Origin of the sequence: Halorubrum ezzemoulense (genome assembly GCF_004126515.1) — an archaeon.
GTDB classification, from domain to species: domain Archaea; phylum Halobacteriota; class Halobacteria; order Halobacteriales; family Haloferacaceae; genus Halorubrum; species Halorubrum ezzemoulense.
The window spans coordinates 1,956,265-1,981,755 of sequence record NZ_CP034940.1; the positions used below are offsets into that span (position 1 = coordinate 1,956,265).

The following is a 25,491-nucleotide window of genomic DNA, read 5'->3' on the forward strand; positions in this document are numbered from 1 at the left end:
CTGAGTCTCGTCGGCGTCGCGCCGGTGGGGACCTGAGCCTCTCCGGGCCGAGGCCCCCGACCACCCCGCTGGGGCCGGTGGGACGGGCGCTCCTCTTTGCCGGCCTCGCCGGGATACGACTCAGTCTCGGCCCCGATCGGTGAGTCCCGCCGGTCGTCTCTGGACCGGCGTGAGACGGGCCGCCCGGTCGTCGGGAGGTATGTGTCGAGAGCGGACGGACTACGCACCCGGCGAACGCCCCTAACGGCGAAGTGACTCACTGTTCAGCGGGGACCCACCGGTGAAGTCTCGGCCGACGGTCGCGTGGGCCCTCGGAGTTGTCGGGCAATAGATCGAAGCGAGAACCGAACGAGTGCTTGTGTGTCTACGACACATTTCTGCCGAATGTTTAATCCAGCTAACCGCGAACTGGTGGACGGAAAGAGAGTCCCACGCTCCCTTTCCCCCCTAATGACCGACAGCTCGGCGCCGCTCGGACAGTGCCCGAGCTGCGACCGCGAGATCCCCGCGGCGTGGAAGATCATTGAGTACGACCACGGGGACGGGAATACGGGTGTCTTCGCGGAGTGTCCGGACTGCGATGCGGTCGTGAAACCACGGTAGGCCGGTCCGCTCCCTCGACGTAGTCGGGGAGTTCCGGTCTCGGAGACGGCTTGGTCTCAGATCGCGACCTCACAGACGCGTCTCAGAGAAATGGAGTGGCCCCCTCGCCCGTGTGTGCGTGAACGATAAAAATCGGCACGTCGTTCATAACTGGTCCCGTTAGCTTATGTACAATTCGCACAATACAGTCTCGACGCCGGCGAGACGACCGGCAGAGATGACCTCACCGTGCGACGATCGACGCCGCGGGACCTCGCCGTGACGGAGACGAATCTCGCCAACGACGAGAAGAGTCGCCGGCGCACGGGATGAGCGGGCCTGTTCAAGCCGGTGGTTCCAGTCGCCCTCCGTTCCAGCGCACCGGCGGATTCGTGACTTCCGGGTCGACCGTTAGCCGCTGGGCGACGCGATGACTTCGGACGACATCACCGCACCCAAAGCGCTACTCGACGTGCTCTTGGAACAGGGACTCGGGGTCGGCCTCCATTTCTGCCTCGACGTCAGCGGACAGTTCGCCGACCGAGAGTTCGTCGAGCGCCTCCTTGAGCTCCTCGGCCCGTGGGAGGGCGAGTATTTTGCAACTCACGGCGTCCCCAGCCGTTTTAATGAGGGTGTCGAACCCGAACACGTACTCCTGCGTCGTCGCGAGATCCAGCATTATCGGATCGACGATAGCCGACGCGAAGTCGTGGACGAACTCCGGAGGGGTATGCTGGTTCGACGTGCCGAGCACGTTCGCCCACCCGTCGACGAATCCGCTGATCATGATATTGCTGATCTCTTCGATCGCGCTCTCGTGAATTCCGTCGAATCCGTCGGTGACCGCTCCGGTACCCATCGCCTCTGCGATTGTTTCGGCGGAGGGCTCGTCGAACAGGACAAGGACGTAGCCGGTGGGGAGGCCGGTTAGCTTCGCAACGACGCCCACCTGCTGCTCGTCACCGAGTCGCGGTCCGATCTGTTCGACCTGAAGGAAGCTCATGCGGCTGACCGTAACCGACGTGTCGATCCCGGTCATCATCGTTATGCTGTCGCCTGCGGTGTCGCCGCCCTTCGCGGCCATTCGGCTGAACACCTGGAGCTTGTCCAGCGGTATCGGCGTCGACTCGCTGGTGAGCCGGGTATCGAGAATATGCCTGAACGACGCCTCCTCGAGGAATACGTACGTCGTCGTTTCGACGACTGCGCTCGACGTTTCGAACGTAGTGTTCACCGTCAGCACCTGATTCGACGCCTGATCGATCGGCGTCGCGTCCGGGATGATGTCCGTCCCGCCTCCCGTCAGGTACGTCGGTGGGCGCTGATCGATAGCCTGGTTCAGATAGTCCGCCCACCCGTCGATGAACCCGCTAAGCATGATGTTTCCGAGTTCCGTGAGCCGCGATTCGAGACCGATCGCCTCGGCGCAGTCACCGGGAAGGCTCTTCGCGAGCGTCCTCGCGCCCGCCTCGTTGAAGACGAGCAGTGCTGTCCCAGCGATACCCCCGGAGAATTCGCTCGAAATACCGATGAGATCCTGATTGTGAAGGTCAGCGATGATATCTCGACGCCGGAGGAGATCGATGCTCGTCGCTTCGACCGTCGGCCGGACACCGGTCAACTGTCCGAGTGAGTTCGCGGCCTGTTTCGACCCGTCATGAGCGAGGCGATTAAACTCTCCGAGGGCGTTAACCTCAATCTTCATATATGGTATGTTAATTGACAAGGCAGCATTTTAACACTTACCCCGGCGTTCCGCACCGCGGAAGCGAACCCTGAGAGCTCCTCGAACGGTGACGCGTTATACGGGCGCCGAGTGAAGGCAGCATCGGCAACCGCAGCATCGATGAACGCGAAGCGGCCACCCTCGGCAGTTCGTTCGGAGTGACGCGTCGTCCGCTGCGGAGATTCACTGTGCGTCGGAGAATCCGTAGGCTTTCACTCTCTGAACTCCACCGTGTAGCCGTTGTCGCGGAGCGCCTCGACGAGTTCGTCTCCGCGCTCGATCGTGAACTCGTGGAACGAGTTGTCCGGGCTGTCCGCCGAGTACAGCTCCGAGTCGATGTTGTCCGGGACCTCGTTCTGATGGGTGTCCTCCTGGACGACGACCGGCTGACTGGGAACCCGGGTAGAACTGCTTTCCTCTGTCATTTGAACATATCTTGTTACAGGTGTTCGGATATTTGAATTTCGATCCGGGTTCGGATCGGGACCGGCGTCCCCACGAACGAATACGGCCGGGTCGGTGCCGACGGCGGACGGGTCGACCAGAACCGTCGACTGCGAGAGCGAGAGCTGCCGGAGCCGGTGCGCGTCACCCGACACTTTTCGTGGGGGCTCGTGTCGTGTGACGTATGGACGTTGATCGGGCCCGCGGTGTCCTCTGTGGGATCGCCTGTGGAGACGCGCTCGGTCGGCCGGTCGAGTTCATGTCCGCGTCCGGGATCCGTACCGGTCACGGGCGACTCGACGAGATGGTCGGCCACGGAACGTGGAACCAGCCCGCCGGGACGATCACGGACGACACCGAGCAGGCGCTGTGTATCGCGCGGAGCCTCGTCGAGCGGGGAGAGTTCGATCCGGCGGACATCGCGGAGCGGTTCGTCGCGTGGTACGACAGCGACCCGTTCGACATCGGCCGGATGACGATGAAGTCGTTGAGCCGACTCAAGCACGGCGGCGAGTGGGACGAGGCGGGCCGGCACGTCTGGGAACACAGCCCGGAGGGGCAGAACGCCGGGAACGGGAGCGTGATGCGGTGCGCGCCGCTCGCAGTTCCGTACGCGGCGGACCGAGAGCGACTCGTCGAGGTGAGCCGGGATTCGTCGCGGATCACGCACGCCGATCCGCGGTGTACGTACGGGTGCGGGATCCTGAACCTCACGGTGGCTGGGCTCCTCGACGACGCGGACGCGCCGTTACGGGATGCGCTCGACTACGTGGGTACGGACGCACCCGCTGAACTCGTCACGGCGCTTCGGCCGCTCGCTCGGGGAGACTCGCTCGACGACCTGGAGACGTCGGGCTACGTCGTTCATTCGCTACGGACGGCACTCCACGACGGGCTGTCCGCCGAGAGTGCCGAGGAGGCAATCGTGACCGCGGTCAATCGCGGCGGAGACGCCGATACAATCGGGGCGATCGCGGGTGCGGTCGCGGGTGCGCGGTTCGGCGCATCGACGCTTCCCGATCGGTGGCTCGACGCCGTCGGCGAGGCTGACGAACTCGAACGGATAGCGGACCGGCTCGTGGAGACGGCGTAATCCCTCTCTTGGCGTTCGACAGGGATCGGACGGTGAACCGGCGGCTCACACGTCGCCAGCGGAACGGAACGTCCGGGGGCAGGTCGTCGCGCAACGGGCGGCGAATCGGCGCCGAGTCGGCGGCCGAGGGACGCACCAACTGACTTATAATCCAGCAAAAAGTGAGTCAGGGCACGGAGGACCGAGTGTGTCACAGGAGTTTCTGATCCCGCTCGTCGCCGGCATCATCGGACTCGGCGTCCTCGCGCAGATCCTCGCCGCTCGGCTCCGCGTCCCGAGTATCATCTTCTTTCTGCTCGTCGGAGTGACGATCGGTCGACCGGGGCTCGGGATCGTGACGAGCGAGAGCTTCGGCGACTCGCTCCCGGCGATCGTCGGGCTCGCGGTCGCGATCATCGTCTTCGAGGGGGCGTTCCACCTCGAGTTCGAGCGCATTCGGCAGGCGCCCCGGGCGGCGGTCCGACTCGTCACGGTCGGGGCCGGCATCGCACTGGTCGGGACCGCGGTGGCCGTCCGAGTCCTCGAAGGGCTCCCGTGGGAGCTCTCGTTCGTGATCGGGGCGCTGCTCGTCGCCACCGGCCCGACGGTCATCTCCCCGATCCTCGAGGTGGTCCCCGTCCGCGATCAGGTCGCAGCCGTCCTGGAGACGGAGGGGATCGTCAACGACGTGACGGCGGCGATCACGGCGGTCGTGCTCTTCGAGACGGTGAACCCGACTGTCGCGGGCGAGGGACTGATTCAGGGGTTCGCGCTCCGCCTCGGAGAGGGGCTGCTCGTCGGCCTCATCGTCGCGGGCATCCTCTACTACCTGCTCCGGTACGTCGACCTGTCGCCCGGGGCCGCGCCGCGGAACGCACGGCTGCTCGCCCTCGCCGGCGCGCTCGCCGCGTACGCGGGGGCAAACCAGCTGGCGAGCGAGGCCGGCGTCGCCGCCGCCGCCACCGCCGGACTGGCACTCGGGAACGTGGACATCCCATACAAGGAGGAGATAACCGACTTCAAGGGCGACATCACGCTGCTCGTGCTGGCGTTCGTGTTCATCGCGCTTGCCGCGCAGCTCCCCCCCGCGGCGATATTCGACGTGGGGCTCGCGGGGCTCGGCGTGGTCGTCGTGGTCGCGGTGGTGATCCGGCCGCTGCTCGTGTTCGTCTCGACCGTCGGCGACCGGTTCACCTTCTCCGAGCGGCTGTTCATCAGCGCGATCGGGCCGCGCGGGATCATCCCCGCGTCGGTCGCGACGCTGTTCGCCACCGAGCTTCGGGCGGCCGCCACGGAGCTCAACGACCCCGCCCTGGCGCAGCAGGCGGACCTGCTGATCGGGACGGTGTTCCTCGTCATCTTCGTGACCGCCCTCGTCCAGGGCGGGCTGGCGCGGTACATCGCGCAGTACCTCAACGTGATACCCATGAGAGTCATCATCGTCGGAGGCGGACAGGTGGGCCGCGCGCTCGCCGAGCGCCTCGAAGACCGCGGCGAAAACGTCGTCATCATCGAGGAAGATGAGGCGACGGTCGAATCGCTCCGCAACGACGGCTTCGCCGCCGTGATCGGCGACGGGACGGACACGGAGGTGTTGCGCAAGTCCGGCGCGGAGAACGCCAAGATCCTCGTCGCGGCCACCGGAGACGACGACACGAACCTGCTCGTCGCGCAGCTCTCGAAGACGAACTTCGGCGTCGAGAAGATCCTCGCGAAGGCGAACAACTCCGACAACGTCGACGCGTTCGAAGACCTAGGCGTGAGTACGATCTCGGCCGCGATGTCGGCCGCGTGGGCCATCGACAATCAGATCGAGCGACCGGACCTCGCCCACTGGATGACCGACATCGGGGAGACCGGCGACGTCCAACAGATCGAGGTCACCAACGAGGAACTGATCGGTAAGGCCGTCCGCGAGGTGGGTCCGATGCTCCCCGACGGCTGCCTCATCGCCGTTCTCAGCGACGGCGACAGCGAGTCGGTCGCGGTGCCGAGCGCGGACACGGTGGTAAACCGCGGCGACCACGTCACGCTGCTCGGTCGACGCGAGGCCGTCCGAGAGGGAATGGAGTTGGTTCAGCCCGACTGAGCCGGGCTGGGAGACGATGCGCCTCCGCGCTCGGCGAGACTCACACGGAAGAGAAGTACGACTGGCCGAACCGGAGGAGGTCGCGGTCGAACTCCTCCGGGTCGTCGACCCGGAAGTGAAAGAGTCGGTTCCGCATGTCGCCGATTTCGAGCACGAGCTCGCGGATCACGTCCTGCTGGTCGTCGAAGATCGGCTCGAACTCCGCCCAGTGGATGGAGATGAACTGGGCGTAGTGCGCGTAGCTACAGTGGTCGACTGACGCCGGCGTCGGCAGCGGGTGGTCCTCGTCGAACGTCGCGGCCAGCTCGTCTGACAGCGCGTCGCCGAACGCCCGCGCGAGGAGCTCGCGAAGCCGCATCTCGATCGACTCGATCAGCAGGAACGGTTCGAGCATCCGCTTCAGCCGCGTCAGGAGGTCGTAGTCGGTCAGGATCTGCCACGCCTCGCCCCCGTCGACGACGATGTACGTGTGCTCCGCGAGCGCGTCGAACACCGCGAGGACGGTCTCGTCCTCGCTGACCGTGTGCGCGTCCTCGACGGCCGCCCCGACCGATATCTTGTCCAGCGTCTTGTGGCCCACGTCCAGCTGGTGGAACGCGAGCAGCGTCCGGACGACGGATCGGTAGGTGACAATCCCGACGCGCTCGCCGTCGCGTTCGACGCCGACCTGCGTGTAGTCGTTCTCGAACATCCGGCGGAGGGCCGTTTCGAGCTCGAGGTCGTACTGGACGGTCCGGAGTCGGTTGTCGATCGGGAGGTCTGCGATAGTGTACATGATGCTGTCGTGTCGTCGCGGGGAGAGCTACGCGTCTCCGCGCGGTCGTGTCACCGCTCCGCTCACCGGTGACGCCGGAGTTCGGAGTCGATGTACGAGGCGAGCGAGACCCGGGTCGCCGCCGCGGCGCTCTCGCGGTCGGTCGTCGCGCGGGCGTACATCGCGCCGTTGACAGTCGCCAAGACGTGCTCCGCGACCCGCGACGGGTCGACGTCGCGGAACGTCCCCTCGTCGATGCCGCGCTCGACGATGTCCCGGATGGCGGCCGCTAACCGGTCGTCGATCCGCGTGAACTGCTCGCGGAACACCTCGTTCGTCACGGCCTGCGACCGGAGCTCGACCAAGACGGCCTGGAGCTGGCGCTGCTCCTCGTCCGGTTGGAGCGGCAGGAGCTTCTCAATGACGTGTTCGAGGTCGGCCGTCGGCTCGTCGCCGGTCTCGGTCGCGACGGTCGCTTCGAACCTGTCGACGGCAAACTCGAGAAACGTTGCCAGGAGCTCGTCTTTGGCGTCGTAGTGGTAGTAGATGGCGGCCTTGGACTTGCCGAGTTCGGCGGCGATCCGCGAGATCGACAGCCCGGCGTAGCCGTGTTCGAGCAGCGCTCGGTAGGTCGCCTCCATGATCTCCGCTTCGGCGGCGCTCCAGTCCCGCTCGGGTGCGTCGGCGGCCATCGTCACTCGTCTCCCCGCTCGTCGACCCGTCCGGTGCCGGCGTCGTCGAGGGCTTCGAACTCGGTCGTACACCAGTGACAGAACCCGATGTCCGGGTCGACAGGCTTCCCGCAGGCGGGACAGGTCGGCGATTCGTCCGCCTCCGTCGCTCCCGCCGCATCGCTCGCCCGAGCGTCGTCGGACCGACGCTCGGCGTTCGCGACGAGGTACGCGTCGAGGACGCTGATACCGGTGACGAGGACGAGCGGGAGCAGCGAGAACGGGTCCACGAGCGTCCCCGAACTCACGGCGGACAGTGTCGATTCGGGGACGAACAGGACCGTCGCGGCGAAGCTGGCCGAGAGCCACCCGAGGGCGCGGACCCAACGCCGGAGGTACAGGTGGCCGAGCCCGGTGGCCAACGTCCCCAACAGGGCGGCGAGCAGCGGATTCTTTCGGAGCGAAACGCGTGCCATACTAAATACTGAACGTTCGGTAGGTAAAAGTGCTTCGTCCGCGTCTCTGGGTGTGTGCCGAGAGCGCTTTCCGCGGTCTCAAAGTCGTCTACCTGCCAGAATCCCCGTCATACAGCGCTAGAGGCGACTTCCGAACACCGACGGGGAGTCGGCCCCTTCGACGCCAAACGCGGACGAAAGGTTGATACTTACCGAACGTTCAGTAGAAGTTACGGGCGAACTGACGCCCGCGTTCGACCAATGACCCGCAACCCCCGATCCGCCGACGAATCGACGAAACTGTGGCACGACCGCCAGCTCGCTCACTGGGACGAGTCGGCCCTCTACGAGGCCGTCACCGAGGCCGTCTCGAACGCCACCGGGACGGCCCGCTCGACGGTCGCGTCCCGGTACGACCGCGCGCACGCGGCGGCCCTCAGCCGACTGTTCGGCGAGGGCGACGGGGAGGCGACGCCCTCGACCGGGGTGGTCAAGTTCGTTCTCTCGGAGTGTGTCGTCTCGGTCCACAGCAGCGGACGGATCTCGGCCAGCCCCGCCGACGAGACGCCCGCCGCGGACGGCTGAGACGTCGCGGAGCAGCCGTGGCACCGAGTCGCTCGTGCCAATACGCTCTTTTCGCTGGTCACCCACCGGTCCGGACGGGCGACCGGAGGCGATGGTCGGCCGTTACCGCTCGACGCTGTCGGTCCCTGTTCCTGAAGGGATTTGAGGCGCCGGCGGGACCGAGACATCGAATCGTGAGCGGAGTCGGCGGAAAGACGGCGCCGGTCACCGGTGCGGGCTCGGGCATCGGCCGCGCCTCGGCGCTGCGCTTCGCCGAGGAGGCGGCGAGCGTCATGGTGGCGGACATCGTGGCGACCGAGAGGCCTGACCGACTCCGTCGACGGCGGACAGCCCGCGGACTGAGTCGTCTCGCCCGCGTTGCCCGCGTCGCCCGCGTCACCAGTCGCGAGACACCGGCGTCTCGCTCGCGTCGACGTTCGACAGCAGCCACGCCGCGGCCGCCGAGAGCGCGTCGTCGTCGGTGGCGGTCACCTTCAGCCGGTTGTGGTCCGCCTCGCGGTCGGGGTAACAGCCGACGGCGACATCGAACCGGTCCATCGCCTCCCGCAGCGCGGGCACGATGTTCGACTCCGGTTCGACGGTGTACAGGAACCGGGAGCGGCGGTCCCCGGCGAACTCGTCGGCGACCGTCTCGAAGGTCGCCTTCAGCTCGTCCGGGATGCCGGGCAGGACGTAGACGTTCTCGACCACGCAGCCGGGCGCGAGCCCCGCGTCGGTCACCAGCGGGCGGCTCCCCTCGGGGACCGCCGCTTCGGCCTCGACGTCGACGTAGAACTCGCGGTCGGGGACCCGCTCGCGGATCGCCGCCAGCCGGCGCTCGACGGACTCGCGCGTGAGGTCGGTGACGGCCATTTCGCGGTCGAACGCGTCCGCGACCGCCTCCACCGTCACGTCGTCGGGGGTGCTGCCGATGCCGCCGGTGACGATTACGGCGTCGAAGTCCGCGGCGTACTCCCGGACTCGGTCGGCGATCTCTCCCCTGTCGTCGGGGATCGAGAGGATCCGTGCCACGGCGACGCCGCGCTCGCTCAGTTCGGCGGCGAGCCAGTTGGCGTTCGTGTTCACCGTGTCGCCCGAGAGCAGTTCGTCACCCACCGTGATCAGCGCGACCTCCATCAGCATCTCGTACGGTCGGGCGACGGATGTAGGTTTCCCGCACCTGAAGGCGCCGCGGTAAGTCCCGACGGAAGCCACCAGAAGGGCTAACTACGCGATCCGTGTACCTCGACGCATGGCCCTCCACGCAGTCGAAAACGTCGAGGAAGCGCTCGGTGTCACTCGAGCGCTTCTGACGCCCGTCACCGTGCGCCGCTGGCTGAAGCTCGCGGTCGTCGTGTTCTTCGTCGGCGGTGGCGTGAGTTTCCCGACGACACAGTTCAGCACGTCGGCTCCGACGGGAGAGGTTTCTCCCGGCGAAATTCCCTCCGGGCTCCCGGTCGAGCTGCTGACGCTCGCAGCCGCGGTCGTCGCCGTCGGCCTCCTGCTCCTCGGGCTGTTCAGCCTGGTCGGAGCGGTCATGGAGTTCGTGCTGATCGAGTCGCTCCGCACCGGCGAGGTGTCGCTCCGACGCCACTGGCGCCGACGCTGGCGGCAGGGGATCCGCCTGTTCGGGTTCCGAGTCGCGATCGGACTCCCGGTGCTCGCGCTGTTCGGCGGCTGGGTCGCACTGCTCGCCGTTCCCGTCCTGACCGGGCGCGACCCCGCGCGCTCCGCCACGGCGTTCCTCGTCGGGCTCCCGGTGCTGGCTCTCATCAGCGCCGGGTACGCGTTGGTCTCGGGGTTCACGACCGCGTTCGTCGTGCCGCTCATGATTCAGTCGGACTCGGGCGTCGTCGCGGCGTGGCGTCGCCTCTGGCCGTCGGTCAGGGCGGCGTGGAAACAGTACCTGGCGTACGTCGCGGTCGCGTTCCTGTTGACGGTCGCCACCGGGGTCGTCGTCTCGATCGCGGTCGCGCTCGTCGCGTTCGCGCTCCTCGTCCCCCTCCTCGTCGCGGTCGCGATCGTACACGCGACCGTCTCGGTGACGTCGCCGCTCGGACTCGCCCTCCTCGTCCCGCTCGCGGTGCTGTTCGGCGTCGCGTTGCTCGTCGTTGGGACGCTCTCACAGGTCCCCGTCGTGACGTACCTCCGGTACTACGCGCTGCTCGTGCTCGGCGACATCGAGGAGTCGTTCGACATCCTCGTCGACGGGCGGCCGTCGACCGAGGATCGGTGACGAGGTCGCTCCCCCGGCACCGAGCGTCGAGCGACTCCGCTTCGGGGCCGCTCGCATGCGAGAGCCCCGGGTCGGTGGAACGGATCGAGCACTTCGCCGACCGCGTCCGCGTGATCGCCGCCGCGCGTGCGTCTCACGCTCTCGGGCCGGGTGCCGGAGCGGGCCCCGCCCGAGGCGCCTCGGAGGACGGCTCCGAGTAGGCGATGACGGTCAGAACAGCGACTCCAGCTCCCCGTCGCTATCCATCAGCTCGGTGAAGCGGTCCTCGCTCTCGTCGGTGATCTCGCCCAGATTCTGTTGCGCCTCGACCGCGACCTGCTGAAGCTCCTTCACTCGCGGGACGTTCGTCACGCCGCCGAGCAGGACGAGCCCCGCGACGGTTCCCTCGCCGCGTCGCGGGTAGTCGCCGCCGCGGACCTCCATCGACCCGGTCTGTTCCTCGAGCCACTTGCGACCGTGCTCGATGCCCTTCCGGTTGAGATACTCCGGCGGCCCGGCGACGACGAGCAGCGCCCGCTCCGTCCCGCTCACCTCACACGGCAGAGTGAGCCGACCGAGCGTCGCCTTCCGGACGAGGCTCGTGATCCGATTGGTGGCCTCCGTGCTGTCGATCCCCTCGTTCGAATCGTTGCCGAACCGCGAGAGCAACCCCGACCGCTTCGGTTCGTCGACCTCGACGTCGGCGTACCCCAGCGACGAGATGCCGCCGCCCTTGAGCGTGTTGATGATCTCGGAGGAGTCGACCACGCTCTCGGCGACGTCGCTCCCCTCGGTGATTTCGCCGGCGCTGAAGAGCACGCCGAACCGCTGGACCAACTCCCTGTTGATCGCGTCGAACCCTTCTCCGACGGACTCGCCCGAACTGCGCCACGCGTCGTTGTCGAACAGCATGAGGTTGTCCACCTCGTCGACGAACGTCTTGAGCGAGCGGGCGGCGTTCAGCGTGTAGATCCCGCCCTCGTCGCTGCCGGGGAGAATGCCGAGCCCGTAGACGGGTTCGGTGTAGATCCGTTTGAGGTTCTTCGCGATCACGGGTGCGCCACCCGATCCCGTCCCGCCGCCCAGCCCCGCAACGACGAGGAACGCGTCGATCTCGTGGACCGGCACCGAGTCGAGCGCCCCCTGGATCTCGTCGATGTCCTCCTCGGCCACTTCCGCGCCCAGCTCGTTGTCCGCGCCCACCCCGTGGCCCTTGACCCGCGATTGCCCGATCAGGATCCGGCGGTCCTCCGGAAGGCGGTCAATCCCGTTGAGGTCCGCCTTCGCCGTGTTGACGGCGATCGCTCCCCGAACGATGTCTGCGCCCGTCTGTGCGTCGTAGGCCAGGAACTCGTCGACTACCTTCCCACCTGCCTGTCCGACCCCGATCAATGCGAGTTTCACGTGAACACACCACATGTATCTACGCGGGTCGGACTGATAAAGGTTAGAAGCCGCCTCAGCGTAGCGTGAACGACTGCTTCCCCGGTACAGGAAGCCGCGGTGTTCACAGGCGGGAGTGGCGTCACGAGTCGTCGTCCGCGGACGCGTCGGAGTCGCGCCGTTCGGTCGACGGATCGGCACCGGCGCTCGGACCGTCGGCAGGAGTCGTCCCGGTGTCGTCGTCGCCGCCTTCGTTACGAGCCTGCTTGAGTGCGTCGACGGCGCTGTCCGTCGATTCGACCCGGGTTTCGGTCACGCCGCTCGGATCGAGTTTCGGCTCCGCTGCGGCCTCGGTGTCAGTTTCGTCGGCGGCCGAGCCGTCGGTCTCGTCGGCGGCCGGGGTATCGACCTCGGCGTTCGCGTGTGGGTCCCCGTCTCGGTCGGCGTCGCCGTCGCCGCCGAGGCCGAGCCACGATCTGAGTGTGTCGAGCAGTCCCATCGTTAGTAGTGTTTAAACAGGGCCGCGCGAACGTCGTCTTTGGTGCGCGCGGTCTCGACCCTCCCGTCCGGCAGTTCGACCTCGTAGCGGGCGTCGCCGTCGGCCGAGTCCCACTTGTCGCTGTGCGTTTCGAGCAGGCTCAACATCGCGTTGAGCTGACCGTCGTCTCCGGCTTGGTCGTCGGCGTCGGACTCGGCGGCGGTATCGCTCTCGTCGCCGCCGTCCTCGGCGTTGTCGTGGTCCGCTTCGGGACTACCGTCGTCGTCGTCGTGGTCCGCTTCGGAACCGCCCTCGGCGGAGTCGGTGTCTGCTCCGGAGCCACCGTCGTGGTCGGCGTCGGGTAACTCGACGTCGACCGGCGCGAACGGGGCCGTGTAGCGCCGTTCGGCGACGTCGAGGATCGCCGTCACGAGCTCTCCCTTGGTCATGCTGCTGCGGCCCGAGACGTCGTACTCCGCAGCGATGCTGTACAGGTCCATCGGGTCGTCCGGGTTTGCGTCGCTGTGGCGGCGATTACGCTCGCGAAGCCGCGCTTCGAGCCGCTCCCGCGGAAACCCGCCGTCGTCGTCGTCGGCCTCCGATCGGTTGGTATCGACCGCCGCCCGGCGGTCGGGGTCGTCGACGGCGTCGGCGAGGTCGAGGAGGTAGGCCACGGTGTCGCGCAGTGTGACCGAGGTGTATCTGTCGGCGTGCGCGTCGGTGAGCTCTTCGCGCAGCGCGGCGATGCGGTCGCGTTGGTCGTCGGTGATGTCGATCGATGGCATGGGTCAGGACTCCTCGTGGAACCGCCGGAGCGCGTCGTCCCAGCTCTCGACGACCGTCCGATCGCCGGAGTGATCGGCCTCGACGCCGACGTAGCCGCACGCCTCGCACGCGAGCGCCTCGACGCCCGCCAGCGTGAACGCGGTCAGGCTGTCGCCACACCGTGGACAGTCCGGCTCCACTGTTGATCAGTTGAACCTCAGTCGCGGAGTTGTTAAGGACTAGGGTCGGGGGGAACAATGATTACAGTCGGGGCGGAACGCTCCCGTATGAGCGAGGCGACCGACTCGAACCAACTCCTCCGGTACTACCGACGATACATCGGCGACCCCGACCGGACCGTCGACGTGTACGCCGGGTTCGGCCTCTTCTTCGTCGGACTGGTCGCGGGTGCCGTCAGCGTCGTGGTGTTCCTCTACAGCGCGACGTTGCCGGCGGCCTCGTCGTCCTCGTACGCGATCCGCGAGGTCGCCGGCGTCGCCAGCGCGGTCGGATTCCCGGCGCTGCTGCTCGGAATCGTTGTCCTGCTGCCGGTCGACAAGCGGATGCTGTACGTCGCCGCCGCGGGCTCGGTGATCGACCTCGTCGCGGTCGGCCTCTTCGTGTGGGCCTACCCGCAGGACTGGAACGTGACCGTGCCGCCGGACTACAGCGCGCAGGTCATCGCCCTCTACAGCGTCGGTATCGCGCTCGTGGTCGCCGCGACCGGCGCGGCCCTCGTCGCCCACCGGGTCGAGCGCGCGGTCGACGAGACGGGCGAGGCCGAGGCGACCGAGGCGGACGCGGAGGAGACGGAGACCGTCAGCGACGAGCAGGTACGGTCCGACATCGACAGCGCGCTCGACGACGCGGAGCTCTCCTGGGGCGGCGTCAGCCGCACGGAGACGCGACGGCTGAACCTCGACACGAGCGCCATCGACGACATCGACAGCGAGAATCTGCCGGACTCCGGGATCGAGACCCGGACCAGCGACGGCAACGTCTCCGACGCGGTCTCACAGCTACAGGGCCTCCAGGGCGGGGAGGTCGAGACCGCGAGCGGCGAGGGGACCGACGACCAGGCGGCCGCGCTCCGGGAGCTCCGCGAACAGCAGCGCGAGGAGGAGGAGGCCGAGGCGGCCGGCGAGGGGCTCATCGACCGGATCCGCGGGCTGTTCTAAGCATCCTGTCTTCCTACGAAAACTTATGTGGATTCGCTTTGAGGTTAGCGTATGGCCAAGGGACTTGACGTTGGCACGATGAATATTCTCTCCGCGCGTCAGGAAGGCGCAGAAACCGTCTTCGTGCAACAGCGGAACTCGTTCGTCGAGATCGAGTACAGCGACATGGCCGAGCAGATGCTCTCCCGGAGCGAAGTCCTCCACATCCGAAAAGACGATCAGGTGTACGTCGTCGGGGACGACGCGCTCAACTTCGCGAACATCTTCAACCAAGAGACCCGTCGCCCGATGCAACACGGGATCCTCTCGAGCGACGAGTCCTCGGCGATCCCGATGATCAAGCTCATCACGGAGCAGGTCGTCGGCGAGCCGTCGCGGCACAACGAGCGGCTCTACTACTCCAGTCCGGCCGACCCCATCGACTCGGACCTCTCGACGCTGTATCACGAGAAAACGCTGGAGTCGATGCTCGGCGACATGGGGTACGACCCGGAGCCGATCAACGAGGGCATGGCGGTCATCTACTCCGAGCTGGCCGACAACAACTTCACCGGGCTGGGGATCAGCTTCGGCGCGGGGATGACCAACGTCTGTCTGGCGTACTACGCGGTTCCGGTCATGAAGTTCTCTATCGCCCGCGGCGGCGACTGGGTGGACGAGCAGACCGCGCAGGCGACCGGGACGCCGGTCGACAAGGTGACCTCGATTAAAGAGGACGACTTCGAGCTGGACTTCCGGACAGACGTGGGGGGCGTCGAGGGGGCGCTCGCCATCTACTACGAGAACCTGCTCGACTACGTGATAGAGAACATCACCAGCGAGGTCGACGAGGAGGACATCGAGGAGGGCCTCGACGTTCCGGTCGTCGTCACGGGCGGGACCTCGAGCCCCAACGGCTTCGAAGATCTGTTCGCCGACCACCTCGAAGACGCGAACATCCCGTTCTCCATCAGCGGCGTCCACTCGCCGGACGAGCCGATGTACAGCGTCGCCAGCGGGGCCCTCGTGGCCGCCCGCTCCGAAGAGGAAGAGGAAGCCGAAGAACAGGAGGTCGAAGAGCCCGCCGCCGAGGAGTAGCGCCGCCGCGGCTTTTTTTTTCGCGTGTCCGAGAGCGCGCAGACTGGAGTCCGCGCGTACTGACGGCTTCGCCGTCGTCCACTGCTCACGCTCGGATACGTGAACCTCCCCGATCCGATCCAAATTATAATGAGGAATCGGGTCGTCGGTCGTGAGGTGACACGCGACACCACGCGCCGCGCGGTCCTCGCGAGCGTCCTCGCGGCCGGCAGCGCCGGACTGGCGGCGAGCGACGCGGCCGACCTCCTCGACTCGTTCGCCCCGCTGTCGGGCGAGGCGTGGGACGCCGCCGACCGGTCCCTCCCGGAGACCGTCGAGAGCCCGCACGGGGCGGCGACGGTCGCCCGCGACGAGTTCGGCGTCCCGCAGATCGAGGCGGACGAGGAGCCCGCGGCGTACTTCGCGGTCGGCTACTGTCAGGCGTTCGACCGGCTGTTCGCGATGGATCTCCAGCGGCGGGTGATGCGCGGCCGGCTCTCGGAGGTGATCGGGGAGGCGACGCTCGACAGCGACGAGTTCAACGTCGCGATGGGGTTCGCCGACGCCGCCGCGGCCACGTGGGACGCGGTCGCCAAGACGCGCGCCGGGCCCCTCGTCGAGGCGTTCGCAGACGGCGTCAACGCCGCGATTGAGGACCTACCGCTCCCGCTGGAGTTCGAGCTGATCGGCTACGAGCCCGAGCCGTGGACCCCCGTCGACTCGATGCTGATGGAAAAGCAGATCTCGTGGACGCTCACGGGGAGCTTCGCCGAACTACGGCGCGCGCTCGTCGCCGACCGCCTCGGATCCGAGCGCGCCGAGACGCTGTTTCCGACGCGGTACGACCACGACGACCCGATCCTCGACGGGACCGAGACGCGGCTCTCCGAGGGGAGGGGCGCCGAGAGCCTTCGCGGGGCGGGCGAGCGCGCGCCGAACCTAGAGGCGACCTCGAACGTTGGGGGCGGCGCCGACCCCGTCGACCCCGAACTGACCGACTGGCTCTCCGGCTTCGAGTCGCCGACGGGGGTCGGCTCGAACAGCTGGGTCGTCTCCGGAGAGCACGCCGCGAGCGGGAGCCCGATCGTCGCGTACGACCCGCACCTCTCGCTTCAGGCGCCCCCGCTGTGGTACGAGCAGTCGGTCGACACCCCCGAGCGGTCGGTGCGGGGCGCGACGTTCTCGGGCGTCCCGTTCGTCATCGCGGGCGCGAACGACCGCGGCACGTGGTCGTTCACCAACCTCGGCGCCGACGTGCTGGACTGCTACCGGTACGATATCGACGAGGCGGGCGACCGCTACGAGTACGACGGGGAGTGGCGCCCCTTCGAAGTCGACGAGCGCGAGACGATCCCGGTCGCCGGGGGCGAGGACTGGGAGGTCCGGGTGCGCCGAACCGTCCACGGCCCCCTGATCGAACGCGAGGATCAGACGGTCGGCGTCGCGTGGACCGGCCACACCGCGACGCGCACCACCGTCGCCATCGAGGCGTACGGACGCAGCGAGGGGATCGACGACCTGCTCGACGCGACGCGCAACTTCGATCTCCCCACGCAGAACCTCGTGTACGCCGACGCCGACGGCCGCACGCTCTACTTCGCGACCGGGAAACTCCCGATCCGCCGCACCGACGGCGAGGTCGTCGACGGCGACCGGGTGTTCGACGGCTCCGCCGGCGAGGGGGAGTGGGCGGGGTTCGAGCCGTTCGGTGAGTCGTCGTGGGAGGGGTTCGTCCCCTTCGCGGAGAAGCCGCACGCGATCGACCCCGACGCGCTGTCGACCGCCAACCAGCGCCCGATCGACGACCCGATCCACTACGTCGGCGTCGACTACGCGACCCCGTACCGCGGCGCCCGGATCGCCGACCGTCTCGAGGGGACGATCGACGGGGGGGAGGGGTCGACCGACCCCGACTTCCACCGCGCCCTCCAGAACGACGTGCGCGACGGGCGCGGCCCGGAACTCGTCCCCGAACTGGTCGCCGCGGTCCGCGACCGCGACGACCCCGATCCGCCGCTCGTCGACGCCGCGGACGCCCTCGACGAGTGGAACTACCGAATGCGACGGGACTCCCGGGCCGCGCTGCTGTTCGCCCGGTACCTGCCGAAGTTCCGCGAGCGCGTCTTCGAGCCCGCCTTCTCCGACGGCGGCCTCGGCGAGTCCTACTACCCGAGCGACTGGACGCTCGCGCGGCTCCCCGACGACGATCCACTGTTCGAGGGGGGCTCGCGCGGCGACCTCGCGGCCGCGGCCCTCCGCGACGCGCTCGACGAGATCGGCGAGGAGGGTTGGGAGACGTACGGCGACTACAACACCACGCGGGCGATGACCCACCCCCTCGGCGGCGAGGCGGCGTTCCTGAACTACGACGAACTGTCCGCTGACGGTTCGCCCGCGACGGTGAAGAACTACCGCGTCGAGTCCGCGGTCGGGTCGAGCTGGCGGATGGTGGTGCGCCCGGGGACCGACGCGACCGCGGTCCTCCCGGGCGGGAACTCCGGGGACTACTTCTCGGAACACTACGACGACCAGCTCCGGCGCTGGCTGGGTAACGACCAGCGTCCGATGCCGCTCGGCGCGGGCGGCGAACCGGCGGTTCGGTTCGACCCCCCGACGGAGGGGTCGCAGTGAGCGACGCGCCGTCCCCGAACGACGCGCCGGCCCCCGACGACTCCTTGCCCCTCCTCGGACGCGTCCGGACGGAGCCGCGCTCTCACGCGGTCGCGCTCGTCGCCGCGCTGGGAGTCGGCGTCGCGCTCGCGACGGTCCACTGGCTCGGGCTGATCGCCGCCGGCGCGCTCGCGTCGCTCGTCGCGCCGACGGTCCGGCGGGGCGTCGCGTACGCGCTCGGTGCGGGTATCGTCGCGCTCGCGGCGTTCGCGGTCGGTCTCGGTTCCGCGGCCGCCGCGGTGCCGGGGATGCGTCCGGTCGTCTACCTCACGGTCGGCGCGGGACTGGCGCTCCTCCTGTTCGGGTCGCTCGCGCGCGCCGTCGTCTCGTGACTCAGTCCAGCCGCTCCACGTCGGTCACGGTCTCGTCGGTCTCGACGTCGCCCGTGTTGCGCGTCTCGGTGGGTTCGAACAGCAGGATCTCGGCCTCCGGCTCGGCGACGGGGCGGTGGTCCGTCCCGCGCGGGACGACCGTGAGCTCGCCTTCCTCCAGCACGACATTGTCCGCCTCGCGGAACTCGATCCGGAGCCGCCCGGAGTGAACGAAGAACAGCTCGTCGGCGTCCGCGTGGCTGTGCCAGACGAACTCGCCGTCCGCCTTCGCGAGCTTGACCGCCTGTCCGTTGAGTTCGCCCGCGAGCCGCGGGGACCACGTCTCCTCGAACGAGCCGAACGCCTCGGCGAGGGCCACCTTCTCCATGCCGCCGATCGGCGGCGGAGCGGGAAAGTCGCTGTCCCCGGCCCGAGAGCTATATACCCCTCCGGAGCCGTCCGGTGTGGCGGATACGTCTCATATAAGCGTTTACGGGAGGTGTCGCCGTGCCGCGACACATGGCAGCGATTCACGCGGACGAGGGGAGCGATCCGATCCGGGCGGCGCGGGCCGCGCTCCGCGTCGAGCGGCGCCGGGTCGTCGACGAGCGCGAGGCGTTCCGGGCGTTCCGGAGCCGCGTGTCGTCGATTCCGGGCGAGAGCGGGGGCACCGGTCCCGCGGACGCCTCCGCGCCCGGCGGGTTCGCCGGCGTCGCCGACGCGATGCGCAGTGCGGTCGGCGACGGGGCGGGCGGTCGCGGCGACGCGGCTGCGGCCCCCGGCTCTCGGCTCGTTACGGTCAGGGACGCGTATCGCGCCACGGTGATGTCGGTCCCGCACTACGCCGAGGAGTACGACGACACCTACGAGCGGAGCGTCGCCGAGGAGTTCGGCCCCGAGCTGGCGTACGCGCTCACCCGGACGGACTGCTTCCGCGAGGAGTACAAGCGGTCGGTGCTGAGCGCCGCCGAGACCGCGGTCCAGGAGCGCGAGGCGTTCCTCGACGCCGTGGAGTCGGAGCTGGAGTCGATCGATCGCGCGGCGTCCCGCCTCGACCCGATCCGGTCCGAGATCGCGGCGATCGACGATGAACTCGGCGACGAGGGGGACGACGCGGCGGCCGGGTTCGGCGCGCTCGACGCCTGCCGGACCCGGACCGCGGCGCTCCGCGACGACTGCGACCGGATCGCCGCGCGCCGCCAGCGCGTGCTCGCCGAGCACACGCGCCGGCTCGCGCTCGACGGCGACCTCGACCTCCCGGGGTACTGCTACCAGGACCTCGACGTCACGTATCCGGTGTTGGCGGCGGTCGGCGCCGTGGGCGACCGGCTCGAGGCGCTCAGAGAGCGGATCGAGCGGGCGATGGCGCTGGCTCGGTGACCGGTCGCCCCGCCGGCTCACCGCCGCCGGGACCCGGTAACATCCGTGTCCGCGCCGATTCAAGTCGGTCCGGGACCTACGGGGTAACATGACCGACGGACCCGACTCGACAGACGGCGAAACCGGCGACGGCCCCGCGCCGACGCCCGGAATCCACCACGTGACCTGCGTGGCCGGCGACCCGCAGCGGAACCTCGACTTCTGGGCCGAGACGCTCGGCCTCCGGCTCGTGAAGCGCTCGATCAATCAGGACGACCCCGGGACGTACCACTTCTTCTACGGCGACGCGGAGGGGACGCCCGGCACCAGCATGACCTTCTTCCCGTGGACGGAGCTCCCGGAGGGCGAGGTCGGCGCCGGTCAGGTCTCGCGCACCGCGTTCCGGGTGCCCGAGGGGAGCCTCGACTACTGGGAGGACCGGTTCGACGAGCGCGGCGTCGACTACGACGCCCGCGAGGAGCGGTTCGGCGAGGCGGTCCTCCCCTTCCGCGACCCCGACGGGCTCCCCGTCGAGCTGGTCGCGGTCGAGGTTCCCGACGACGATCCGACGACGGCGTGGACCGCGTTCGTCCCCGAGTCGGCCGCGATCCGCGGGTTCCACTCCGTGACGCTGTGGCTCGGCGACGCCGAGCGGACCGAACGGCTCCTCCGGACGATGGGGCTGACGGCGGCCGAGACGGAGGCGGACGACGCGGCCGGGAACGAGCGGACTCGCTTCGCGGCTGGCGGCCCGGTCGGGAAGTACGTCGACGTCGTCGAGACGGACCGACAGGGGAGCTCCGGCCGCGGCACGGTCCACCACGTCGCGTTCCAGACACCGACCGACGCCGACCAGTCCGGGATGCGCGACGCGGTCGCGTCGATGGGGCTGCGCCCAACTCAGCAGATCGACCGCCACTGGTTCCGCTCGGTCTACTTCCGGGAGTTCGCGGGCGTCCTCTTCGAGCTCGCCACCGCCGACCCCGGCTACGCGAGCGACGAGCCGCTCGACGCGCTCGGCGAGCGGCTGGTGTTGCCCGGGGAGTTCGAGGGGCGGCGCGAGGCCATCGAGGCCGAGCTCCCCGCCGTGACCGTCCCCCGGCCCGACGGGAAGTTCGCGGCGAACCGCGCTGACTGAGCGGGCGCGGCGAGTCCGTCGCCCTCTCGGCCCCCGTGCCCCCGATCGCCGCGGACCGATCCTTCTAATCGCGCGCGGCCGAACGGTCGCCCATGAGCGAGGACCTCGGCACGCCGGTGTTGGACGACCACCTCCACCTCGACCCCCGACACGGCCGCGGGATCGAGGCCGTCGAGGAGTTCGTCCGGCTCGGCGGCACCCACCTGCTCGTGGTGAACAAGCCCTCGTGGCTGCTGGGCGTCGAGCCGGACGAGCCGGACGACTTCCGGGCCGTCTTCGAGGAGACGCTGGAGACGGTCGCGGCCGCGACGGAGGTCTTACCAGGGCGCGCGTGGCCCGTCCTCGGCGTCCACCCCGGGCTGATCAGCCGGCTCGTCGACGAGCGCGACTTCTCCCCCGAGGCGGCCCGCGACCTCATGCGGGGCGGGCTGGAGGTCGCGAGCGAGTACGTCGCGGAGGGCGACGCGCTCGCGTTGAAGTCCGGCCGCCCACACTACGACGTGAGCGACGCGGTCTGGGAGGCGTCGAACGCGGTCACGCGGCGGGCGTTCGAACTCGGCGCGGAGGTCGACTGCGCGGTCCAGCTCCACACCGAGGCCACGGAGGACCTGACCGACCTCGCCGCAGTCGCCGAGGAGTCGGGGCTGGACCCGTCGCGCGTCGTCAAACACTACGCCGCGGGCGAACTCGCCGGCGTCACGCCGAGCGTGATGAGCGACAAGGATCGCCTGGAGCGCGCGGCCGAGGCGGGCGAGCCGTTCCTGATGGAGACCGACTTCGTCGACGACCCGGACCGTCCGGGCATGGTCCTCGGGCCGAAGACCGTCCCGCGCCGGGTGCGCTGGCTGCTGGAGGCGGGACACGACGAGGCGGTCCGCCGGGCGCACGTCGAGACTCCCCGGGCCGTGTACGGGATCGACACCGAAGCGACGCTGGAACGCGAGTCCTGAATCCGAGGATTCACGCGAGTGAGACGGTCTCTCGGGCGGCGATCGATAGGAAAGGCATTTGAGTTGGCCGGGCGACGTACGGGACATGACCGACGACGACGCCGTTGAAACGTTCTATACCGACGAACGCTGGCAGAACTGGCTCGACAGGCTGGCCGAAGAGGAGATCGACCCCGAGAACGAGGACTCCGCGCGGCTCCTCCTGAACCTTCAGGACGACGCCGCGATCGCCGTGGTGAAGGTGCTGGCCGCGTTCGACGAGGACCGCATCGACGAGGACCGCGCCGTCGAGGAGGTCCGCGACATCCGCGACATCGTCCTCGCTGACGTCGAGTTCGACGACGAGGACAAGGTGATGCTGATCGACGGCGTCCAGACCTCGCTCGTCCCCGTCTTCTACGCGGCCGAGGAGTATCTCGTCGGCGGCGTCGTCGACGGCGACGTGAGCGAGTTCGTCCGCGCGGCCGCCGAGGCCGAGGAGGGCGACGACCTCGACGCCGCGCTCGGCTACGTCGTTCAGGCCGGGACGCGCGTCATCGACGGCGAGACGCTCGACATCGAACTCGTCGAGGACTTGGAGTACGGCCTCGTCTCCGAGTGGGTCAACGGGCTCGACTCCCTCCAGTCGGCCATCGAGGACCCGGAAGTCGTCGAGGAAGAGGACTGACGGCGTCGAACCGGACCGGAATCGACGGCGTCAGAACGGGTTTACGCACACTTCTGCGGGCCACGCGGATCGGGCCAGAACACTGCCCGAACGGGCTGTAACTGTTCGGAGAGGGTCGCCCTCGTTCGAACGGGCGTCGACGCGTGGTCGGACAGTGGTTTCGACGGGTTCTACGGACGAGTCCGACGGAACGCGGCTACGGGACCCCAAAATATAATTCTCTCCGTCTCGAAATAGTAAGCAAACAGTAAAGTAAATATTTTTGGTAAGTTTTTTTGCTCGTCGATTCCTTTTCTATTCTCGGACTGAGGCCGAAACAACCGACCGAAAGGTCAGGGAACGCCAAAAATATCACTTCCACGAAACGATGACCGAGACCCAATACGCGGGGACTATCGACTGGGGCGAGTACTGGGACGGAGCCGATGAGGCGGTGCGCGAGGACACGGGGCCGAGCGCGGACCTCGTCGCGGAGCCGTTCGTCGAGTTTCTGGACACCAATTTCCGCGACGGCCCGGACGCGTACGCCGATGTCGGATGCGGGCCCGGCGACCTCGCGTTCGAGGTCGCGGAGCGCTACCCGGACACGACCGTCGTCGGGTACGACGCCGCCGAGGCGGTCCTCGCGGCGAACCGCGAACGCGCACGCGAAGCCGACCGCGAGGTCGCCTTCGAGCGGGCGGTCCTTCCGGAGTTCGACCCTGACCGCCGGTTCGACGTGGTCTCCTGTCTGTTCACGCTGTGTTACGTGGCGGACATCGCACGGGCGATAGAACGCCTCTACGGCGCGGTGGAACCCGGTGGGTGTCTCGTCTTCAACTACCACAACCGGCTCGCGCGGGCCCATTACAACCGGATCGCGGAAGCGCCGCACGAACACCTCGGCGAGGACGCCGTGTGGGACCCCGAGCGCTTCACCGATCGGTTCGGACTCGTTCTCGCGGGCGAGAACTTGCTTTCGTACGAACGCATCCACGAGGTGTTGGGGACGTGGCCGCAGAGTGTGTTCTCGCTGGCCGACAACGCCGAGCCGTACGCCGCCCACCGGTACGAACCCCTCGTGTACGTCCCGAAGTGACGGGACCCGAGACGGTGCGACGGTAGACGCGTTTTTGAACGCGCGACGCGTCTGCCTCGTATGGTCTCTCCCGCGGCCGGACTTGCGATCGCGCTGCTCGTCGTCTGGACGGCCAGCGCCTTCGCTCCGTTCGTGCCCAGCGGCGTCCTCGCGGCGCTGACCGTCCTCGCTTACGCGTACACCACCGGCTTCGCCGAGCCGGGGCTCGCCGTCCTGGTCGCGCTCGTCGCCGTCTCGCTGCTCGCCTCCGCCGTCGACCTGCTGTCCGGCATGGTCTCCGGGCGGCTCGGCGGCGCGTCGACCCGGACCGTCGTTGCCGGGACGCTGGTCGGCATCGCGTTGCTGATCCCGCTGGGACCGATCGGACTCGTCGTCGGGCTGGCCGGGACCGTCTTCGTCGTCGCCCTCTACGGGAACGGTGACGACCCCGAGGCGGCCGCCCGGCAGGCGGCGTACGCGGCCGTCGGCGTCCTCGCCAGCGCGTTCGTCCAAGCCGTCATGCTGGCGAGCGTCGCGGTCGTGTTCGCGCTCGCCGTATGGTGAGGCGTTACGACCCGCAGCCCCCGGTCAGGCGGCGACGGAGAACAACAGCAGGTTGTGCGCCGCGGGGCCGAGCCCCATCGCGGCGACGAACCCGAGGAGGAGGTAGCCCTCTCCCGGAGTCTCCCGGACGTATGCGGCGAACAGCCAGACCACGGCGCTCGCGACCGCGAGCTTCACGAGGAGGAACAGCCACCCGTCGCCGATCACCGGAAGCGAGGGCAGTCCGCCGATCTCTAAGAGGATCCGCGACACCGGCGTGCGCTCGCCGAAGCCGAGCTGCGTCGTCCCGACCGCGGTCGAGACGCCGTCGAGCGCGTGCCCGAACACGGCGAGCGCGCCGACGCCGCCGGTGACCGCGACCTCCGGCCGGAAGCGGGTCAACCCGAGCCAAGCGCCCCCGGCGATCGGAACGGTGAGCCCGAGCGCGACGGCCGACCAGCGCGCGCCGACGGGGGAGAGTCCGGCCCCGACCGCGGCCGCGACGACGGGGACGAGGAGGGCGACGCCGGTGGTCGCGAGCGTGCCCCCGACCCGTTCGGGACGGGCAGCGTCGGCGGCGAGCCACGCCGCGCCCGCCAGCGACCCGACGGTGAGGTAGACGGTCGGCGAGCCCGCAAGCGGCGCGATCAGGGGCGGGAGCGCGTCGACGACGTAGAGGACGTGCGCGGCGGAGCCGAGCGCCATCCACGGCGCGAGCGCAAGCACCCGGCGACCGGTGACGGCGGGGCGGCGGCGGCGAAGCGCGGCGACGACCCCGCCGGTCGCGAGCAGGACGGCGAGGAGGTGCGGGAGGGGCGGCAGGGTCGTGCCGGCCGGGAGGAGGCCGCCGACCATCAGACGGACAGCACGGGCTGGCTCGCGTACAGGAGGACATATTCTGCCGCCTTCCCCAGCACCTCGCCGGGGTCACCGGAGACCGGCTCGCGCGGGACCACGATGAAGTCCGACTCCAACTCCTCCGCGGTGTCGAGGACGACGCTTCCCGGGTGGACGGTCTTCACCGACGTGGAGAAGCCGTAGGCGATCGAGTTGCTGTGGGGGACCCCGGCCGTCTCCGCGCGACGGGCGACGGAGTCGGTGAACGCCTCGGAGTCGTCGGCCACCTCGCTCTCGTCGACCACGCCGTGGTCGATGGCGCGGACGACCTCCTCGTCGAGGACGTACAGCGCGTGGACGCTCGCGTCGTACTCCGCCGCGAGTGCGATGGCGTAATCGACTGCCTCGTGAGACTCCTCGCTGCCGTCGACGGGCACGAGGACGAGGTCGATGTCGAGATCGGTCATACCCGGGTCGTCGGCGGGGGAGGTCAAAAAGCCCGCCCCAACGGCCTCGGCGGCCGCGAG

28 protein-coding genes and 1 pseudogene are annotated in these 25,491 nt (G+C 68.7%); 16 read left to right on the forward strand and 13 right to left on the reverse strand.

The window, feature by feature from the left end:
- The first annotated feature begins 450 nt into the window (after positions 1-450).
- Positions 451-603 carry a DUF7837 family putative zinc-binding protein gene (locus EO776_RS19900; protein WP_176450708.1) on the forward strand — a complete coding sequence of 51 codons (153 nt, stop codon included), beginning with the start codon at positions 451-453 and terminating at the stop codon, positions 601-603.
- 442 nt (positions 604-1,045) lie between these two features.
- Here the strand turns inward: EO776_RS19900 and EO776_RS09755 are convergent, their stop codons facing one another.
- Together EO776_RS09755 and EO776_RS09760 are read right to left on the reverse strand one after the other, a co-directional pair.
- Positions 1,046-2,287: a chemotaxis protein CheC gene (locus tag EO776_RS09755; protein ID WP_094520668.1), complete on the reverse strand. Its 1,242-nt coding sequence runs from the start codon at positions 2,285-2,287 to the stop codon at positions 1,046-1,048.
- 233 nt (positions 2,288-2,520) lie between these two features.
- Positions 2,521-2,733, reverse strand: a complete 213-nt coding sequence (locus EO776_RS09760) for a hypothetical protein (RefSeq protein WP_049931028.1) — start codon at positions 2,731-2,733, stop codon at positions 2,521-2,523.
- 203 nt (positions 2,734-2,936) lie between these two features.
- On the opposite strand from EO776_RS09760, the gene EO776_RS09765 reads away from it, so the two are divergent.
- Both EO776_RS09765 and EO776_RS09770 read left to right on the forward strand, forming a co-directional pair.
- Entirely contained in the window at positions 2,937-3,845 is a 909-nt protein-coding gene (locus EO776_RS09765) for an ADP-ribosylglycohydrolase family protein (protein WP_049931026.1), read from the forward strand.
- Between the two features lie 187 nt (positions 3,846-4,032).
- On the forward strand, positions 4,033-5,913 hold the full coding sequence (locus tag EO776_RS09770) for a cation:proton antiporter domain-containing protein (RefSeq protein WP_089308549.1): 1,881 nt from the start codon (positions 4,033-4,035) through the stop codon (positions 5,911-5,913).
- Positions 5,914-5,953: 40 nt separating this feature from the next.
- Here EO776_RS09770 and EO776_RS09775 read toward each other — a convergent pair whose 3' ends face one another.
- The 3 genes from EO776_RS09775 to EO776_RS09785 form a co-directional block, all read right to left on the reverse strand.
- The gene (locus EO776_RS09775) at positions 5,954-6,688 is read right to left on the reverse strand and encodes a CBS domain-containing protein (protein WP_094520669.1); all 735 of its coding nucleotides are present in this window, start codon (positions 6,686-6,688) and stop codon (positions 5,954-5,956) included.
- Between the two features lie 62 nt (positions 6,689-6,750).
- Entirely contained in the window at positions 6,751-7,359 is a 609-nt protein-coding gene (locus EO776_RS09780) for a TetR/AcrR family transcriptional regulator (protein WP_086219266.1), read from the reverse strand.
- A gap of 2 nt (positions 7,360-7,361) precedes the next feature.
- A complete protein-coding gene (locus tag EO776_RS09785) occupies positions 7,362-7,814 on the reverse strand; it encodes a zinc ribbon domain-containing protein (RefSeq protein WP_094520670.1) in 453 nt (150 codons plus the stop codon).
- A 240-nt stretch (positions 7,815-8,054) separates the two neighbouring features.
- Between EO776_RS09785 and EO776_RS09790 the strand changes: the two genes are divergently transcribed.
- A complete protein-coding gene (locus EO776_RS09790; RefSeq protein ID WP_086219264.1) occupies positions 8,055-8,378 on the forward strand; it encodes a HalOD1 output domain-containing protein in 324 nt (107 codons plus the stop codon).
- A 173-nt stretch (positions 8,379-8,551) separates the two neighbouring features.
- Positions 8,552-8,671 (forward strand): annotated as a pseudogene (locus tag EO776_RS19350) (short chain dehydrogenase); the annotation flags it as partial.
- An 82-nt stretch (positions 8,672-8,753) separates the two neighbouring features.
- On the opposite strand, the gene EO776_RS09795 reads toward EO776_RS19350, so the two are convergent.
- Entirely contained in the window at positions 8,754-9,494 is a 741-nt protein-coding gene (locus EO776_RS09795; protein WP_094520671.1) for a competence/damage-inducible protein A, read from the reverse strand.
- 115 nt (positions 9,495-9,609) lie between these two features.
- Here EO776_RS09795 and EO776_RS09800 point away from each other — a divergent pair, with 115 nt between their 5' ends.
- On the forward strand, positions 9,610-10,593 hold the full coding sequence (locus EO776_RS09800) for a DUF7544 domain-containing protein (RefSeq protein WP_094520672.1): 984 nt from the start codon (positions 9,610-9,612) through the stop codon (positions 10,591-10,593).
- A gap of 210 nt (positions 10,594-10,803) precedes the next feature.
- On the opposite strand, the gene EO776_RS09805 is transcribed toward EO776_RS09800, so the two are convergent.
- The 4 genes from EO776_RS09805 to EO776_RS09820 form a co-directional block, all read right to left on the reverse strand.
- Positions 10,804-11,976, reverse strand: a complete 1,173-nt coding sequence (locus EO776_RS09805) for a tubulin/FtsZ family protein (RefSeq protein ID WP_080508569.1) — start codon at positions 11,974-11,976, stop codon at positions 10,804-10,806.
- Positions 11,977-12,097: 121 nt separating this feature from the next.
- The gene (locus tag EO776_RS09810) at positions 12,098-12,454 is read right to left on the reverse strand and encodes a hypothetical protein (protein ID WP_094520673.1); all 357 of its coding nucleotides are present in this window, start codon (positions 12,452-12,454) and stop codon (positions 12,098-12,100) included.
- 2 nt (positions 12,455-12,456) lie between these two features.
- Complete coding sequence (locus tag EO776_RS09815) at positions 12,457-13,218, reverse strand: Rho termination factor N-terminal domain-containing protein (RefSeq protein ID WP_094520674.1); 762 nt, start codon at positions 13,216-13,218, stop codon at positions 12,457-12,459.
- Between the two features lie 3 nt (positions 13,219-13,221).
- Positions 13,222-13,398, reverse strand: coding sequence for a zf-TFIIB domain-containing protein (locus EO776_RS09820; RefSeq protein ID WP_080508566.1), 177 nt, complete (start codon positions 13,396-13,398; stop codon positions 13,222-13,224).
- An 87-nt stretch (positions 13,399-13,485) separates the two neighbouring features.
- On the opposite strand from EO776_RS09820, the gene EO776_RS09825 reads away from it, so the two are divergent.
- The 4 genes from EO776_RS09825 to EO776_RS09840 all read left to right on the forward strand — a co-directional run bounded on the left by EO776_RS09825 (position 13,486) and on the right by EO776_RS09840 (position 18,434).
- Positions 13,486-14,376, forward strand: coding sequence for a DUF7139 domain-containing protein (locus tag EO776_RS09825; RefSeq protein WP_094494666.1), 891 nt, complete (start codon positions 13,486-13,488; stop codon positions 14,374-14,376).
- A 51-nt stretch (positions 14,377-14,427) separates the two neighbouring features.
- On the forward strand, positions 14,428-15,453 hold the full coding sequence (locus EO776_RS09830) for a cell division protein FtsA (RefSeq protein WP_049931005.1): 1,026 nt from the start codon (positions 14,428-14,430) through the stop codon (positions 15,451-15,453).
- A 156-nt stretch (positions 15,454-15,609) separates the two neighbouring features.
- Positions 15,610-18,063: a penicillin acylase family protein gene (locus EO776_RS09835; protein ID WP_094520675.1), complete on the forward strand. Its 2,454-nt coding sequence runs from the start codon at positions 15,610-15,612 to the stop codon at positions 18,061-18,063.
- On the forward strand, positions 18,060-18,434 hold the full coding sequence (locus EO776_RS09840; protein ID WP_394338376.1) for a hypothetical protein: 375 nt from the start codon (positions 18,060-18,062) through the stop codon (positions 18,432-18,434). Before EO776_RS09835 ends, EO776_RS09840 begins: the two co-directional genes overlap by 4 nt.
- A 1-nt stretch (position 18,435) precedes the next feature.
- On the opposite strand, the gene EO776_RS09845 is transcribed toward EO776_RS09840, so the two are convergent.
- On the reverse strand, positions 18,436-18,801 hold the full coding sequence (locus EO776_RS09845) for a cupin domain-containing protein (RefSeq protein WP_049930998.1): 366 nt from the start codon (positions 18,799-18,801) through the stop codon (positions 18,436-18,438).
- A 131-nt stretch (positions 18,802-18,932) separates the two neighbouring features.
- Between EO776_RS09845 and EO776_RS09850 the strand changes: the two genes are divergently transcribed.
- The 6 genes from EO776_RS09850 to EO776_RS09875 all read left to right on the forward strand — a co-directional run bounded on the left by EO776_RS09850 (position 18,933) and on the right by EO776_RS09875 (position 24,148).
- Complete coding sequence (locus EO776_RS09850; RefSeq protein WP_086216458.1) at positions 18,933-19,793, forward strand: DUF7260 family protein; 861 nt, start codon at positions 18,933-18,935, stop codon at positions 19,791-19,793.
- An 88-nt stretch (positions 19,794-19,881) separates the two neighbouring features.
- A complete protein-coding gene (locus EO776_RS09855; protein WP_086216459.1) occupies positions 19,882-20,910 on the forward strand; it encodes a VOC family protein in 1,029 nt (342 codons plus the stop codon).
- A 92-nt stretch (positions 20,911-21,002) separates the two neighbouring features.
- On the forward strand, positions 21,003-21,860 hold the full coding sequence (locus EO776_RS09860) for a TatD family hydrolase (RefSeq protein WP_049930995.1): 858 nt from the start codon (positions 21,003-21,005) through the stop codon (positions 21,858-21,860).
- 85 nt (positions 21,861-21,945) lie between these two features.
- Entirely contained in the window at positions 21,946-22,527 is a 582-nt protein-coding gene (locus EO776_RS09865) for a DUF2150 family protein (RefSeq protein ID WP_049930992.1), read from the forward strand.
- Between the two features lie 367 nt (positions 22,528-22,894).
- A complete protein-coding gene (locus EO776_RS09870) occupies positions 22,895-23,605 on the forward strand; it encodes a class I SAM-dependent methyltransferase (protein ID WP_100050381.1) in 711 nt (236 codons plus the stop codon).
- A 60-nt stretch (positions 23,606-23,665) separates the two neighbouring features.
- The gene (locus tag EO776_RS09875) at positions 23,666-24,148 is read left to right on the forward strand and encodes a DUF456 domain-containing protein (RefSeq protein WP_049930989.1); all 483 of its coding nucleotides are present in this window, start codon (positions 23,666-23,668) and stop codon (positions 24,146-24,148) included.
- Between the two features lie 24 nt (positions 24,149-24,172).
- Here EO776_RS09875 and EO776_RS09880 read toward each other — a convergent pair whose 3' ends face one another.
- Both EO776_RS09880 and EO776_RS09885 read right to left on the reverse strand, forming a co-directional pair.
- Positions 24,173-24,982 carry a DUF63 family protein gene (locus EO776_RS09880; RefSeq protein ID WP_049930986.1) on the reverse strand — a complete coding sequence of 270 codons (810 nt, stop codon included), beginning with the start codon at positions 24,980-24,982 and terminating at the stop codon, positions 24,173-24,175.
- Positions 24,982-25,431 carry a universal stress protein gene (locus EO776_RS09885; protein ID WP_049930984.1) on the reverse strand — a complete coding sequence of 150 codons (450 nt, stop codon included), beginning with the start codon at positions 25,429-25,431 and terminating at the stop codon, positions 24,982-24,984. Before EO776_RS09885 ends, EO776_RS09880 begins: the two co-directional genes overlap by 1 nt.
- Positions 25,432-25,491 lie beyond the last annotated feature (60 nt).